The organism is Gottfriedia sp. S16(2024) (genome assembly GCF_050473765.1).
GTDB lineage: Bacteria > Bacillota > Bacilli > Bacillales > Bacillaceae_G > Gottfriedia.
Genome location: NZ_JBFLUO010000001.1, coordinates 3,786,281 through 3,800,590 on the forward strand (window position 1 = coordinate 3,786,281; position 14,310 = coordinate 3,800,590).

Annotated in this window: 17 protein-coding genes; 13 read left to right on the forward strand and 4 right to left on the reverse strand. The window is 30.7% G+C overall.

From position 1 onward, the window contains the following. Positions 1-217: 217 nt before the first annotated feature. The 5 genes from AB1282_RS17880 to AB1282_RS17900 all read left to right on the forward strand — a co-directional run bounded on the left by AB1282_RS17880 (position 218) and on the right by AB1282_RS17900 (position 3,660). Positions 218-1,381 carry an MFS transporter gene (locus AB1282_RS17880; protein WP_056467011.1) on the forward strand — a complete coding sequence of 388 codons (1,164 nt, stop codon included), beginning with the start codon at positions 218-220 and terminating at the stop codon, positions 1,379-1,381. A 78-nt stretch (positions 1,382-1,459) separates the two neighbouring features. Continuing rightward, positions 1,460-2,317, forward strand: a complete 858-nt coding sequence (locus tag AB1282_RS17885) for a MerR family transcriptional regulator (protein ID WP_056465532.1) — start codon at positions 1,460-1,462, stop codon at positions 2,315-2,317. Between the two features lie 312 nt (positions 2,318-2,629). Then, positions 2,630-3,001 carry a DUF2089 domain-containing protein gene (locus AB1282_RS17890; RefSeq protein ID WP_390312062.1) on the forward strand — a complete coding sequence of 124 codons (372 nt, stop codon included), beginning with the start codon at positions 2,630-2,632 and terminating at the stop codon, positions 2,999-3,001. Then, complete coding sequence (locus AB1282_RS17895) at positions 3,001-3,387, forward strand: hypothetical protein (protein ID WP_056465536.1); 387 nt, start codon at positions 3,001-3,003, stop codon at positions 3,385-3,387. Before AB1282_RS17890 ends, AB1282_RS17895 begins: the two co-directional genes overlap by 1 nt. 18 nt (positions 3,388-3,405) lie before the next feature. Beyond that, on the forward strand, positions 3,406-3,660 hold the full coding sequence (locus tag AB1282_RS17900; RefSeq protein WP_429899685.1) for a hypothetical protein: 255 nt from the start codon (positions 3,406-3,408) through the stop codon (positions 3,658-3,660). A 122-nt stretch (positions 3,661-3,782) separates the two neighbouring features. On the opposite strand, the gene AB1282_RS17905 is transcribed toward AB1282_RS17900, so the two are convergent. After that, positions 3,783-4,937 carry a tyrosine-type recombinase/integrase gene (locus tag AB1282_RS17905; RefSeq protein WP_429899686.1) on the reverse strand — a complete coding sequence of 385 codons (1,155 nt, stop codon included), beginning with the start codon at positions 4,935-4,937 and terminating at the stop codon, positions 3,783-3,785. 285 nt (positions 4,938-5,222) lie between these two features. Between AB1282_RS17905 and AB1282_RS17910 the strand changes: the two genes are divergently transcribed. The 6 genes from AB1282_RS17910 to AB1282_RS17935 all read left to right on the forward strand — a co-directional run bounded on the left by AB1282_RS17910 (position 5,223) and on the right by AB1282_RS17935 (position 9,581). Further along, complete coding sequence (locus tag AB1282_RS17910; protein ID WP_429899687.1) at positions 5,223-6,230, forward strand: helix-turn-helix domain-containing protein; 1,008 nt, start codon at positions 5,223-5,225, stop codon at positions 6,228-6,230. Positions 6,231-6,346: 116 nt separating this feature from the next. Beyond that, on the forward strand, positions 6,347-7,369 hold the full coding sequence (ltaE, locus tag AB1282_RS17915) for a low-specificity L-threonine aldolase (protein WP_429899688.1): 1,023 nt from the start codon (positions 6,347-6,349) through the stop codon (positions 7,367-7,369). Between the two features lie 111 nt (positions 7,370-7,480). Continuing rightward, complete coding sequence (locus tag AB1282_RS17920) at positions 7,481-8,017, forward strand: DUF3916 domain-containing protein (protein WP_429899689.1); 537 nt, start codon at positions 7,481-7,483, stop codon at positions 8,015-8,017. A 75-nt stretch (positions 8,018-8,092) separates the two neighbouring features. After that, positions 8,093-8,317: a hypothetical protein gene (locus AB1282_RS17925; RefSeq protein WP_429899690.1), complete on the forward strand. Its 225-nt coding sequence runs from the start codon at positions 8,093-8,095 to the stop codon at positions 8,315-8,317. 131 nt (positions 8,318-8,448) lie between these two features. Next, positions 8,449-8,826 carry a DMP19 family protein gene (locus tag AB1282_RS17930; protein ID WP_429899691.1) on the forward strand — a complete coding sequence of 126 codons (378 nt, stop codon included), beginning with the start codon at positions 8,449-8,451 and terminating at the stop codon, positions 8,824-8,826. 275 nt (positions 8,827-9,101) lie between these two features. Next, on the forward strand, positions 9,102-9,581 hold the full coding sequence (locus AB1282_RS17935) for a PaaI family thioesterase (protein WP_056465551.1): 480 nt from the start codon (positions 9,102-9,104) through the stop codon (positions 9,579-9,581). Positions 9,582-9,900: 319 nt separating this feature from the next. On the opposite strand, the gene AB1282_RS17940 is transcribed toward AB1282_RS17935, so the two are convergent. Next, on the reverse strand, positions 9,901-10,980 hold the full coding sequence (locus tag AB1282_RS17940; protein WP_429899692.1) for an AbrB family transcriptional regulator: 1,080 nt from the start codon (positions 10,978-10,980) through the stop codon (positions 9,901-9,903). Between the two features lie 315 nt (positions 10,981-11,295). On the opposite strand from AB1282_RS17940, the gene AB1282_RS17945 reads away from it, so the two are divergent. Beyond that, complete coding sequence (locus AB1282_RS17945) at positions 11,296-11,511, forward strand: hypothetical protein (protein ID WP_429899693.1); 216 nt, start codon at positions 11,296-11,298, stop codon at positions 11,509-11,511. A gap of 47 nt (positions 11,512-11,558) precedes the next feature. Then, entirely contained in the window at positions 11,559-11,801 is a 243-nt protein-coding gene (dltC, locus tag AB1282_RS17950; protein WP_390312054.1) for a D-alanine--poly(phosphoribitol) ligase subunit 2, read from the forward strand. Positions 11,802-11,906: 105 nt separating this feature from the next. Here the strand turns inward: dltC and dltD are convergent, their stop codons facing one another. After that, positions 11,907-13,124 (reverse strand): D-alanyl-lipoteichoic acid biosynthesis protein DltD, encoded by a 1,218-nt coding sequence (gene dltD / locus AB1282_RS17955; protein WP_429899694.1) that lies wholly within the window; start codon positions 13,122-13,124, stop codon positions 11,907-11,909. A 34-nt stretch (positions 13,125-13,158) separates the two neighbouring features. Beyond that, positions 13,159-14,307, reverse strand: coding sequence for a D-alanyl-lipoteichoic acid biosynthesis protein DltB (gene dltB / locus AB1282_RS17960; RefSeq protein ID WP_429899695.1), 1,149 nt, complete (start codon positions 14,305-14,307; stop codon positions 13,159-13,161). Between the last annotated feature and the right edge of the window lie 3 nt (positions 14,308-14,310).

The following is a 14,310-nucleotide window of genomic DNA, read 5'->3' on the forward strand; positions in this document are numbered from 1 at the left end:
ATGAACATTTAAAAGGCTTTTAATGTTTTTATATAGATTAGAATACTATGTACTAAAAAATATGAGCTTCTCTAAATAGAGGCTCTTTTTTTATTTTATAGACTTGGAAGCGAATTCATAAAAAAGAATCAAAAATAATAAAAAAACCGATTGACTCTCCCCTCGGAGGAGGCTTTACATTATGTTTTGTAGAGTTTTAAAAGGAGTTGAGGTAAAAATGAAAAAACAAAACATAATGTTATCTTTAGTATTAATGAATTTATTCATTATTTTTTTAGGAATTGGATTAGTAATTCCAGTAACACCATCAATTATGAATGAGTTAAATATATCGGGTACTATTGTGGGTTATATGGTAGCTGCATTTGCTATTACACAATTATTTTTTTCACCAATTGCAGGTCGCTGGGTAGACCAGTTCGGACGAAAAAAAATGATTATAATTGGTTTATTAATCTTTAGTATCTCAGAGTTTTTATTCGGAATGGGTAAAACGATTGAGGTTCTTTTTATTTCACGTATGTTAGGCGGAATAAGTGCGGCATTTATTATGCCAGCTGTAACAGCATTTATAGCAGATGTTACAACGGTCGACACAAGAGCAAAGGCACTTGGCTATATGTCGGCTGCAATTTCAACAGGTTTTATTGTTGGACCAGGTGTTGGAGGATTTTTAGCAGAATATGGTCCACGCATACCATTTTTCTTTGCAGCAGGATTGGCAATTTTTGCAGGGATATTATCTATTACAGTCCTACCAGAGCCTGAACGAAATCAAGAAAGTATTGAAGAAAAACGACAAAAGCCAGGATTTAAACGTGTTTTTGCACCGATGTACTTTATTTCGTTTATGGTCATATTAATCTCACAATTTGGTTTGTCAGCTTTTGAATCATTATTTTCATTGTTCACTAATCATAAATTTGGATTTACACCCAAAGACATAGCAATCATGATTACTGGTGGTGGGATTGTTGGTGCGATTGCTCAAATTGCATTATTTGATCGATTAACAAAATGGATGGGAGAAATTCGATTAATTCGATATAGTTTAATCCTTTCTACAATACTAGTGTTTATGATGACAATTGTTAACTCATATTTTATGATTTTACTAGTGACGATTACAGTATTTTTAGGCTTTGATTTAATGCGTCCGGCTGTAACTACTTATTTATCTAAGATTGCTGGAAATGAACAAGGCTTTGTAGGTGGAATGAATTCAATGTTTACTAGTTTTGGGAATGTAATAGGACCTATCATCGGTGGAATCCTATTTGATATAGACTTAAACTATCCATTTTATTTTGCAACAGTCTTATTAGCGAGTGGCGTTGGTTTAACAATTGCTTGGAAAATGCCAGTGTATCGAACAGCATAATTAAATGAAAAGCGTATTCTATATTTACGAATAAAGAATACGCTACTTTTGCTAAAATAAGATTAGGAGGTGATAGAAGTGAAGGAAAAACTATATACAATAGGTGAGGTCTCCAAATTAGTTAATATTTCGATTAAAGCACTCCGATATTATGATAAAATCAATTTATTTAAACCAGCGTATGTCGATCCAGATACGAATTATCGATATTACAAAGACTCACAAATTCATCTTCTCGATTTAATCAAATCACTCAAATATATTGGTACTCCATTAGAAGAGATGAAAGAAGTACAGGGGCTACAGAGAGATGAATTTTTCTCCTTTTTAACAGAACAAGAAAAAATTGTAAGAGAAAAAATAGATTCATTAATGGAAATTGAAAAAATCATCGCAAATGCAAAAAAGGGATTACAAAAACAAAAGGATTATCCACAATTTGGTGAAGTGTTTTTTTCTTATGAAGAAGAAATGCAAATCATTCAGACGAAAGCTAAAGGGATTGACCCGAAAAATATTTTAAATGCTTCATACAGTAAATTGAAGAAATTTGCCGCATCTACAGAAGGTTTTAGGAACAATGGTTATGGAGCCATTGTGCCATATAAGTCTTATACACATGTTAGTGAAGTAACATATCAATATTTATTTACACCAGTTTTAACAAAAAAACAAACTACACTACTATTACCGGGTACCGAGCTTTCAACCATCCCCGAAGGAAATTACATATGCATTACTTATAATAGCGTATCATCTGATGATTATTTTACAAACTTACAAAGACTTATTAACTATATAGACAAACATCAAATAACGATTAAAAGTGATATATATGAGTCATTAATACATAATAATTATTCACCGAATCAAAGAGAAGAATTTTTGGTTGAAATGAGAGTATTGGTCGAAGATGAAAATGAATTGATAGAATAAAAAATGATTCCTAAAAGCTTTTAGATTAATACGAGACCTTATTAAAGTTTTTTAGACAGACTCCTTAAAGAGTCTTTTTTTTTAGTTCTATGATCCAAGAATAAATTTATTTAATATACAAATTAAATTATTGAATAAAAAGGTATAGATTTATAGATAAATTGAATTTACACGTACGACGAATCAAATTATTTAATGTGAAACTTTAATTATTTAATTTATGTATAAGTTTTTATAAATATTTTTAAATTTTTGTTTGAAAAATTAAATATATAGTGTATGATATGATTAAATAAAAGAAAGGAGAACAGTATGTCGTATCCTTTACTCACAAATTGTCCTGTTTGCAGCAAGTCACTTAAAATTACTAAACTACATTGTAACCATTGTCAGACAACAATTGAAAATGAATTTGAAGTATCTAGATTAGCGGCTCTTGGTCAAGAACAACTTCAATTTATTGAGATTTTTCTTAAATGTCGTGGAAATATCAAAGAGGTCGAAAAAGAACTAGGAATTTCTTATCCGACCGTCAGAGGAAAATTAGATGAAATTATCTCTACCCTTGGATATTCCACTCAAAAGAAACCAGAAATAGATAAATCAAAAATTGTAACATTATTGGAAAAAGGCGAAATTACTGCTGAAAAAGCCATTCAATTATTAAAAGAGGGGGACTTATAATGAAAGACGAGATTTCAAGAATCTTAACGTTGATGGAAGAAGGAAAGATTGATAAAGATAAGGCAAGTGAATTAATTAATATTTTACAAGATAAAGATACGCCGGAACGCGTATCTTTGAAAAAAGAATCATATGGAAATAAAATCTTAAAGATTCGGGTGAACTCTGAAGTAGGAGATAATGTTAATGTTAATGTACCGATAAATCTTGTAAAAGCAGTTTTAAAAGTAGGGACAAATATTGCTGAAAAAATTCCTGAGGCAGAAAAATATGTAAAAGATATTAATGTCGATCTGCTAATCGAAGCAATCGAAAACGAAATGGTCGGACAAATCGTTGACATCACTTCATCAAACGGTGATAAAGTTTTTGTTGTGATTGAGTAGATTATGATAGGGGTCAAGTTGAAAATAGAAGGAAAGCGATTCTCCATTCCCGTTCCTTATGCAATTTTAGATTTAGCTAGTTTGATCATCACATCAAAATTACTTAATCGTATAATAAATAAAGCAATTAAAAAAAATGGCAGTAAATTTAATTTGCCTGAAATTGATAGAAAGGATTTGAAGCCGTTAATAAAGGGACTTTCAAAAAACAGTGGACTAATCCTTGTTGATACGAAATTAAAAGATGGAACTGAGGTAGTAGTAAAGCTTTAAGGTTCAGTCTTTTGATCACTAAAATAAATTTTCTTATTTATTCAATTGATTTTCTAATAATATTATTATGTAAACTAAGAGTATTAAAAAGAAACCCCTTTTTTGAAAAAAGGGGTTTCTTTTTAATACTCTTCATCATCCCAAACATTACTTGCATTTTGAGTTCGATTCATCATTTTTGCTAAATAAATTTCCGTCGTTTGAATACTTTCATGACCTAAACTTCGACTAACTTGATAGATGCTCGCACCTTTTTCAATTGAACGACAAGCGTAATGATGTCGAAAGAAGTGAGGACTAATATTGTTCGTTCGATTATGATCTTTTACAAACGTTAACTCAGAATCTTTTATCATTTCAATTACATATTTTGATAAATATTTAAACGAATAATGTTGTTTCAGTTTATTTGGAAAGAATGGACTTGAATCAGTTTTTGCAATTTGATTTGATAGACCACGTCGACTCCTTAGTTTACATAAATCTATAAATACATGATTTAATAATTTAACTTCACGTTTTTTATTTCCTTTTCCAACAATTTCAAGCCAATAAGCGTTTGAATCCTTTGTAACTTTACCCCAATTTGCCTCAGCTAGTTCTCGAATTCGCATACCAGTTGTAGCTAATAGTTTGATTATAGTCGTTTTTAAAATATTACCATTATAAAAATTCAATAATGCTTTAACTTCACTTTCTTCCAAATCACGATTTGGTAAGTCATCCTTTGTTATTTTTGCATTCAATATTCGAGTATATAAAGGCACTTGAACGTAATGACTATCAAATAAAAACTTAAAAAAACTCTTTAAAATCACAAGTTTTCTTGAAAGAGTTGTAACACGATATAGTTGTTTGTTCGGACCGTATTGATAAGTAGACAGCCATTGTTGATATGAATCGATATGTCTTTGTTTTAAATTTTTGAAAAGGGAAGTTTCTATATAAGATGCTACATCCTGACGCAAAAATTCTTCACTCTTTAATAAGTATCGATAAAACTGCAGTAATTCTCGTATGTACTCCATCTTTGTACTTTCTTTTCGCTGTTTTGATTTTTGAATATCTTTTCTTTGATGAACAAAATAGTAAATCATATCTAAATCTGTAAAACCTTCATAAATCATACGATGATTTTTTTCATTTTCAAACTTTGTTTGTAAAAGAGTAGGGAAGTATGTTTCATTTATTAAATATTCAATTATGTTGGATTCATTAAGATTCGTTGCTGGTAAATGTATTGAATTTGTAATAAGTAGATTGGATTTTACTAGCATATTACTCACCTCATAATCTATTATACATAAATCATTGTATTTATAGTATTAATTTGAATAGTTTTTTCAGTTAAATAGTTTACTTCTATATTTTATAAATATTGAAATGCGATAAATGATTAAGGTAGAAAAATACACTATTATTCAACCTTTAACAAATCTTGTATAATTTATTATTTATAAATAAATTGATTTACTTGTATCTGTTTAATTACTTTTTAACAATTTGTTGGAAATAATTATGATATAATTAGTCTATAAAACAATGAAAAAGGAAGAATTCAAATGTTAGAACATGATCAAAAAATGAAAGAGGTTGTTACAACAAATGAGGCTGTAGAACTGTTAGGTGTATCGAAACAAACGATTTACAATTATGTAAAGGCAGGGAAACTTAACCTTGTTTATGAAGATTGGCAAATCGATGGGACAATGAGGTTTTACCTAGAGGATCTTAATCAGTTAAAATCTCAAACTGTAAAACCAGTAGGACTTACTGTTCTTGAAACAGCTAATTTATTAGGAGTATCAAAAGCAACTATCCATCAATATATAAAAGCTGGGAAAATAAACGCAACTAAAGTAAATTTTAAAGGTAGACAAACTATTTTTATTCCAGAAGAAGAAATTGAAAATCTAAAATTCTCACAAAAAAACGCAACAAGAAAAAAGTCTTTTTTTACAAAAGACTTAGAATTTTACTTATTCGGATTGTATGAAATTCCAAACTCGAACGAAAAAGCTCGAATCATAGAGCTTACTGAGACTGCTGAAATTGTAGCAAAAACGAATATGGGTGAACTTTTAAATAAAGAAGAACTCACTAGCCGTGGTTTTAGAAAAGCCTATGAAATGAAGAAGGCTAATCATAGTACTAAAAGAGGCATGATCTCGTTTCAATTTCCAATACCTCAGTCAATTAGTGCTCCGATTTTTGGCATTATCGATTCATTTTATAAACAGATTGGACATCAAAATTTGAATCTATATATATTGAACAACTCAATTAAGGTTGAAATAAAACCAATTAAATTACCATATCTTGATGCCCAAATTGAACAAGATTTTGAAATTTTACAAAACTGTTTAATTGATGGTAAGCTTTCTACTAGACCAGGTTTTATTGTATTTACGAGTAATCAAGAACAGCTAACTATTTTTGTGAAAGATTCAATAAAAGAAAAGATTAAACAAATTGCACTAGATCATCACACTGGAATTGAGGATATTACTGAGAAGCTTTTGCTTTTGGGTTTAAAGGAATTTGAAAAAAACAACTCATTTAATGTCTAAATTCACCCTCCAATTTCCGACAATGAGATGGGTACTTGTATTGGAAGTCAAATCTCGATGCTTCTACCAAACCAGTTTAGATAATTCTGAAAATAGAAAAAAAGGGGAATGTGAAAATGAAGTTTATCGATTTAAGAAGTGACACTGTAACAAATCCTACAGATGAAATGAGACAAGCAATGTTTTTAGCCGAAGTTGGCGATGATGTATATGGAGATGATCCAACTGTACATAAATTAGAAAATCTAGCTGCTTCTTTGATTGGGAAAGAAGCTGCTTTATTTGTACCAAGTGGAACATTTGGTAATCAGCTAGCATTGTTTACACATTGCAATCGTGGTACTGAAGTAATTCTTGGGGAGGATTGTCATATATTCGAACATGAAGTAGGCGCAGCCTCAATCATTGCCGGGGTTCACTTAAGAACATTACAAACAACTCATGGCATGATGGATACTAAACGAATTAAACAATCGATCCGACCTGATGATATCCATTATCCAGAAACTTCATTAATTTGTTTAGAAAATGCCTATTCAAATGGATCTGTAGTTGATATCGATTATATGAAGCAAGTTTATAGCATTGCGAAAGATGCAAAAATCCCTGTTCATTTAGATGGTGCAAGAATTTTTAACGCTGCTACTTATTTAAAAACGGATGTCAAAGAACTATCTCGATATAGTGATTCGGTAATGTTTTGTTTATCAAAAGGACTTTGTGCTCCAGTAGGTTCAATACTTGCTGGTAGCAAAGAATTTATTGAAAAAGCGAAAAAGAAACGTAAATTGTTAGGCGGGGGCTGGAGACAATCTGGATTTTTAGCAGCTGCTGGTATAATCGCATTAGAAAAAATGACGAAACGTTTGCATGAAGATCATGAAAATGCGCTATATTTAGCTAATAAACTAAGTGATATCCCAGGAATTAATGTTGACACATCTCAACTTCATATCAATTTAGTATTCTTCCAAATGACTGATATGAGAAGAAGTCCTGAGGAAATTGAACAAATTTTTAAAGAGAACGGAATGATCATTTTTGCGCCGGATGAAGATGGCATGATGCGTTTTGCTACACATTACTGGATTACGAAAAATGATATTGATAAAGTAATTGATGTGATGAAGACAATATAAATTTTTGCTGTGAAATTACAAAAGAGGAAAATTCCTCTTTTTTGTTTTTGAGGACTTTTAGAGTAGAATGATATAATTTATTAAATAAATGTAATAACTGGATGTGTCAAAATGAATAAATGGAAATTTGATAATGGATCTAAAAAGAAAATTAGGGGTATTAGACGAAGATATAAATCGTTAGAAAAAGAATTAATAACGTTAACAGATAACATGCCAAATCCTTATGAAAGTTCTCTTGGATATTGGCATCTACACTTGCCATTTTCACAGGAATATATAGATTCAAAAAAAACACCGAATTGCATAAGACGTAAGTTGATCCAACTTTTAATTAACAGAGTTGAACATTTAAAGAATATAAAAACGAAGGAAAACTCACGATTTCGTATATATTCAATCATTTCTTTACCCCATTTATTCGACTCTCAAATTGTTGTTATACCTGATAGTTATTTATTTGAAGGATTTTTTGACAGAAATACTGATGAACAAAAATGGATTCAACTTGATACTCAAAAAAACATTATTGATGAATGGGATCTTGAATTACCAGAAGGATTAACGTTTAAAGGATTTAAAGAGTTTATTAATGAAGAAGATTACAGTTATCAAGGTGAGATTTGGTTTATTGGTGAGTTGGAATAAATAATAAAGATATATTTACCAATGTAATCAATGCTGGATTTAGTTTTTTAAGATGAAGTAGAACGGGGCTTATAAATGAAAATCGAAGAAAAAGATGACTTTGTCATAATAAATGGATTTGAAATAGATGGTTTTATAGATAAGATTCAACTTTGCTCCAAATGTAGAAATAACTTAATTTATTATGAAGATTTTGATGCATATTTCTGTCCAAATTGTAATACCTGGACCGAGGATAAATGTAAAGATTCTAGTTGTTTTTACTGTCCAAATCGTCCAGAAAGGCCACTACCATTTTAAATAGTTTTGTTCAACTAACGCATTTTGATCGGCAGTATAGTCGGTTTTTTTTTATATATTAGGATAGTAAAATAAGGAGTATTAGTTTTAAAATTTATAAACAAATATAAATGTCAGAGGAGTTTCGACAAATGAAAAATACAGAAGATTTATATTTAGAGATATCCGATAAAATTATAGAAAAAGAAAGTAAAAATGGAGTTGAGGCTCTAAGTGAAAATGAAAGAAATTTTTATTTAATCGATAGTCTCTTAATGGAATTGAATAATGGTGGTTTTGATCAATATTTCTTAAATTGGACTGGTGAACATTGGCAAGAAACTGTTTCGATCTTAGATAATTTAGGGATCAGTTTCTTATCTAATTTAGTTAAAAAGGCTAGTGAAATCTATCGAAGTGATAAAGCAGAAGATGATATTCTTGATGAACTTAATGAATTGGATAATGTGTTTTATAATCATTTGAACTATGAAGATACATATGAAAAAGTAATGAAATCGTTCATTTAACTTATGTAATTATTTGAGCAAACTATTCTATTTTTAACGTTAAGATGTTTTTACACTAGTAGTACTACTTCTGAACTATTTTTTATTATTTTAGTAAATTACTTGTATACTTAGAAAATATTACCCTACTATAAAAGCATAGTTAATATTAACGGAATTGTCAGGAAACTATTGTGCATTAAGATGACCTTGTATATATTTATAGTACAATATGACCGAACGATTGCTCATATTACGTTGAATTTTACTTAATAAGGTATTAAGGAGGATGAATGATGGAAGAAATAATTGAAAAAGCAATACAAGATATTTACCCTGATGATTTCGCTTGGTGTTATGGATGTGGTCGATTAAATAAAGATGGTCATCATCTTCGAACTAGTTGGCAAGGTGATAAAACTGTTACGATTTTTACACCTGAATCAAAGTACATGGGAATTCCAGGTTTTATTTATGGTGGACTAATTGCTTCCTTAATTGATTGTCACGGGACAGGTTCTGCCTCACTTGCTTTACACCGTAAGAATGGGAACGAAATTGGAGATGGGTCAGTGCCACCTAGGTTTGTAACCGCTGCTCTTAATGTGGAATATCTTAAACCAACCCCACAAGATGTGCCATTAAAAGCAGTTGGAACTGTAGAAGAAATCCATCCTAAAAAATGGAAAGTTCATACAGAATTATTCGCTAATGATATTCTTTGTGCCCGAGGAGAGGTAGTTCTAGTTGTAATGCCTAGCACATTTTTAAAATAAAAACTTTAAATAAATATCTACTTCGTTTCAGATCTAAGAGAAAATTTCTTAGCCATTTAGAGTAGGTGATTAAATGTGTAAAGAAATAATGAAGGATATTGAAATAACTGCCGAATTGATTTTACTCAAAGTACAGATTAAGATCGCAAAATGAAGGGAACTCGCCGAAATTGTAGCGAGTTTCCTTCATTTTTATATGCCAATTGCTATGTCAAAACGGGCTTTAAATATCTGAAGCGAACTTCAAAAAAGAAACCTTATGTCTCGACATATTTTATCAACAGACTCTTTTATTTAGGCTCTTTAAGTATTTTGCTAATTACGCTTTTTGTAGGTTTATCAACCAGCGTACTAAAGGAACTGCAACCAGCAACATGATAAAAAGACGGAATGATTGCATCTCGAATATTAAAGTTGTATCGGCTCCTGTACCAAAGGCGATGGCCATCACAGCATTAATGCCACCTGGTGTTGTAGCTAAATATCCAGAAAGTAAGTTAAGATGAACAAACTTCGCTAGAACCAAACCGAAAGCTCCACAGCCGATTATAAGTATGAGAACAAAACCGGTAATTGCTGGTAACAATCGTCGAGCTAGTCGTAAGGCTTCTCTATCAAAACGTAATCCAATTTGCAGACCAATTAAAGTAAATGCTGGCTCACGTATCAATTCGGGTGGGGTAAGCCCTTGAAATGGTTTCAATGTACTCAAAACTGCCCCAAGTATCAATGGTACGATCAAAGCCCCTGCAGGAATATGAAAGCGCTTCCCTAACCATGCTCCCACTATAGCAATACATAATGTGAAGATACACCCCGCGAAAATTGGACCTGTGGCCTCAATTTCTGCTGGCCTAGCATATTCATAGTTACCAGTAGGTAACAAGACTAGTCTGACAAGAAGGGGAGTGATAAATACTACTAAGAAGAGGCGAACAAATTGCATGAAGGCTACAAGTCGACCGTCAGCGTTAAGATCATCACTCGTAGCGATGACTCCTGCCGAACCACCTGCAATCATCCCCAAGGTGGAAGTTGCTAAATCCGTCTTGGTCACTCGAGCAAAAACAAGTCCAGTAAGGACACTTAGCACTAAAGTGGCTCCTGTAACAAGAAGCACGATCGGCCAATCATTTCCTAGAGAGGCAATCGATGATGGGTTAAAGTAAGTACCTAAAAGTACACCTGTAATCGCCTGAGCTACTGTAAATATACCAGATGGAATTATTTTACTATAATGATTAAATGACGTGAACGCCACTATTATTCCAACAAGAAGTGCAGCAAATAAATGGGGGGAAGGAAACCCCTGGTCTTCTAGCAAAGTGCCGATAAGTAATGTACCTGCAATAATGCCAAACCAAATTATCAATATTCCTATCCAACGACGATCTTTCATAACGATCTTTCATTCCTTTCATCCTTTAGTTTTTTTCTCAAGGTAATTAGGCTTGTACACCGGTATTTCTGCTCTTGCAAATTCATTTGAATAATTACCCGAAGTTGTCCAACCGCCGTAAAAATCTTAACAAAGAAGAACTCTATCATAAACAACGTTATCCAATATTAATCATGCTTATTCAGATTAAGAAAATATAAATAAGAATCAAATTATTTACATATAAGTTTAATTTTATTTTCATTTTACTTTAAGCCATCTAAGCTATAATTCTCTTTTATAGGGCAAAGAAAAAAGGGGAAGAGGATTTAATCATTGAATTCCGATTTAATTTGTCCAATAAAAATAGGGTGTGATTGTATTAAAAAAATAATAGACGCGATTAATTATTGGGCAGGTAAATCACCTAATACAGTCGATGAATCAACGCCAATTGATCGTCTAAAGCAAAAAGTTGATTACTCTTATGCTCAAAAGGTAGTGATTCTTAATCCCGAAATAAACTTGAATACGGTGATGCCCAGGTTATAAATATTGATCAACTCCAGTAGAAAATATAAAAAAATAAGGGGAATATAATGAAAAATATTCGAGCACAAGTATTAGCTATTTTGACTGATTTATGTAATACAGAAGAAATAGTAGAAAATCCGGAAGTACTTTTATTTGAAGAAGGTTTGTTAGATTCATTTGGAACTGTTAGCTTACTTGTTGAGATAGAAGAAAAATTAGGAATCGATGTAACAATTTCTGATTTCGATCGAGATGAGTGGTCTACACCAAATAAAATTATAACAATTTTAGAAAATATGGCTGCTTAAAATAAAGAATTTTAGAAAAAGCTTCCGAACACTCAAATTTTGTGTTCGAAAGCTTTTTTCTTTGGCCTATATTCAATTTCATATGCATATTTTGTTCAGTTTCAATCAGTTAATCACTAAGTTTTGAGATTTATTCTTAACTTTTTCTTTATTGTGCAAGAAAGATTCCATTGCTTGATCCACATAAACCCATCCCTTTAAACTTAAATGAAGCGAATCTCTGAAAAAATATTTATCATATTCATGGTTTGATAAGTCTTCAACTTCGAATCCAGCATCACGAATTTCTTTAGATACTTTTTTATAATACAAAGTACGCTCTTCTTTTTTAAAACCAATGTAATCATAAAAGTACCCATTTACTGGAACAGATATGAAAAGTGGTTTTGCGCCAGCACTTTTTAATAAATCTAATTCCAGTTGTAGGTCCTTATATTCAGGTGATTCTTTATAGGAAAGTGTAGACTTAGAGTTTTTTAATTGATTAATTTTATTTGCAAAATGCAATGTATAAATACTGTTTCTAATATAAAATGGATTATTAGTTGCTGTTTTCTTTCCTTCTTTCTCTGCAATTGCTATCAGTTCTTTATATGATTTATTTTTTGAAGTTGAGTAATAATTACTTTCAAAATTACTGATAAAATTAAATTTTGATGTAAGAACATCTTGTTTATTAATAATTGATAAATAAGGATTGACTAAATTCTGAGTAATTAATTTATTAGATAGTTTTTCTGGTTTCATTCCAAGTGCCTGCCTCATCAAAGTCGCAAGCATTTTATCATTTCTTACTATTGAATAATCAAGTAATCGATTAATTGCTCTTTCTTTTATATCCATAGGGATATTATTATTTTTTGCAAATTCAATTGCTTGTAACTTTGAAAAATTTGGGTCAAAACGTTGTTCATCTAATCCTCTTTTATTAAACCATTGAGGTGAAATTATAAAAATTATTTGTTTCCCTTTTAAACTTGAATAGTTAGCAGATAAACTAAGGAAATGTATTAATGATTGAGTTCCACCTCTTCCAATTAGGAAAGGTGTATATTTTGGATCATATACCTTAAAAAAATTTGAAGGATGAAACTCATCAAATCTTGAAAGTTCAGACGAACCATAGATTGGTATAATGGTAGGATCTTTCATAACTTGTCTTTGTACTGTAATACCTTGGAAGATAGCAGGACTAAGTGAGCTAGATTGATGCCTAGCTGTTCGATTTGTAACTAGTGGAGTTAACCATTGATTTGGAATGGTAATTATTAATATAGCAACTATAACAGCCAAAAACATTGGACCGAAAGTAGTTTTTTTCATATCTAATCCCTCATTTGATGTCTAATTATTTGTTTTAGAATAATGTTCCTGAAAAAATTAAAAAACCAAAACAAATAAAGTGAAATGTTATAATGATTGAAAGTATATCAGTGAATTTTGTTCGCGGAATTAATTTCTTTTCTTTGTTTTTCCTTTCAAATAGATCGTAGCAAATAATTAAAAGAGCATGGTAAATACCATAAACAATGAAATGCAACGCTAGTCCATGCCAAAGACCCATTAAAAAAAATAAGGTAAAGTAAGAAATATACGAGATAACATATCGGTTTTTTATTATTTTCTTTTTTTGTAAGTAAAAAACTAGCCTCATATAAACATAATCTCTAAACCAAAACGACAACGTCATATGCCAACGATTCCAAAAATCTTTAATATTTCTACTTAAAAATGGTTTATTAAAGTTCTGTGGTGTTTGAACACCTAATAAATAGCTAACTCCGACTGCAAAAGCACTATAACCTGCAAAATCAAAGAACAAATAAAAGCTGTATGCATACATGTATAGCAGTTTTAAGACAAATAGGTCTTCATGTAAATAGACATTTGAAATAATATACAAATTGATAGCATGGGCAATAATATACTTATAAAGAAACCCTCGAAAAATTAAGTTTATACCATTAAATAAAAGAACTTTATATTCCCCAGGTTCAAAGCTATTCTTGAAATCCTTCTCAAACCTTCGAAATCGATCAATCGGACCAGACGTAAAAGTTGGGAAGAATAAAAAGAACTGTAGAAACTCAAATACTGTTAACGATTTGATTAATCCATCCCTTATTTCGATTAGTAATTGGATTGATTTGAAAGTTACATAGGAAATACCCAAAAATCCAATTATTGAATTTGGAATAAAAAGTGGCTGAACCTTAGTTAAAATTAACGGAAATATCGTTAATACTATTAAAAAATAAAAAACTCGAGGATTATTGTATTTCTCACGATATTTTCTATAGTTAATGACCAATACTGTTTGGAAAATAGTAAAACATATAAAAAATAACAACTGTTTTATATCGTCTTTAAAAATAAGTAAAATAAGTGTCCAGCCAACAAGCGTATTGTAAAATGTTATCTTTTTTCCTCTTAACCCATATATAACAATTGGTAAGAATAATAACATCAATAATAAAAAATATAGTAAATTTGCGTATGGTGTCATTTG

Excerpts from the sequence above, each read along its gene's own strand:
- AB1282_RS17880 (WP_056467011.1), top strand. The coding sequence starts at position 218 with ATGAAAAAACAAAACATAATGTTATCTTTAGTATTAATGAATTTATTC.
- AB1282_RS17890 (WP_390312062.1), top strand. The coding sequence starts at position 2,630 with ATGTCGTATCCTTTACTCACAAATTGTCCTGTTTGCAGCAAGTCACTT.
- AB1282_RS17895 (WP_056465536.1), top strand. The coding sequence starts at position 3,001 with ATGAAAGACGAGATTTCAAGAATCTTAACGTTGATGGAAGAAGGAAAG.
- AB1282_RS17905 (WP_429899686.1), bottom strand. The coding sequence starts at position 4,937 with ATGCTAGTAAAATCCAATCTACTTATTACAAATTCAATACATTTACCA.
- AB1282_RS17910 (WP_429899687.1), top strand. The coding sequence starts at position 5,223 with ATGTTAGAACATGATCAAAAAATGAAAGAGGTTGTTACAACAAATGAG.
- ltaE (WP_429899688.1), top strand. The coding sequence starts at position 6,347 with ATGAAGTTTATCGATTTAAGAAGTGACACTGTAACAAATCCTACAGAT.
- AB1282_RS17920 (WP_429899689.1), top strand. The coding sequence starts at position 7,481 with ATGAATAAATGGAAATTTGATAATGGATCTAAAAAGAAAATTAGGGGT.
- AB1282_RS17925 (WP_429899690.1), top strand. The coding sequence starts at position 8,093 with ATGAAAATCGAAGAAAAAGATGACTTTGTCATAATAAATGGATTTGAA.
- AB1282_RS17930 (WP_429899691.1), top strand. The coding sequence starts at position 8,449 with ATGAAAAATACAGAAGATTTATATTTAGAGATATCCGATAAAATTATA.
- AB1282_RS17935 (WP_056465551.1), top strand. The coding sequence starts at position 9,102 with ATGGAAGAAATAATTGAAAAAGCAATACAAGATATTTACCCTGATGAT.
- AB1282_RS17940 (WP_429899692.1), bottom strand. The coding sequence starts at position 10,980 with ATGAAAGATCGTCGTTGGATAGGAATATTGATAATTTGGTTTGGCATT.
- dltC (WP_390312054.1), top strand. The coding sequence starts at position 11,559 with ATGAAAAATATTCGAGCACAAGTATTAGCTATTTTGACTGATTTATGT.
- dltD (WP_429899694.1), bottom strand. The coding sequence starts at position 13,124 with ATGAAAAAAACTACTTTCGGTCCAATGTTTTTGGCTGTTATAGTTGCT.
- dltB (WP_429899695.1), bottom strand. The coding sequence starts at position 14,307 with ATGACACCATACGCAAATTTACTATATTTTTTATTATTGATGTTATTA.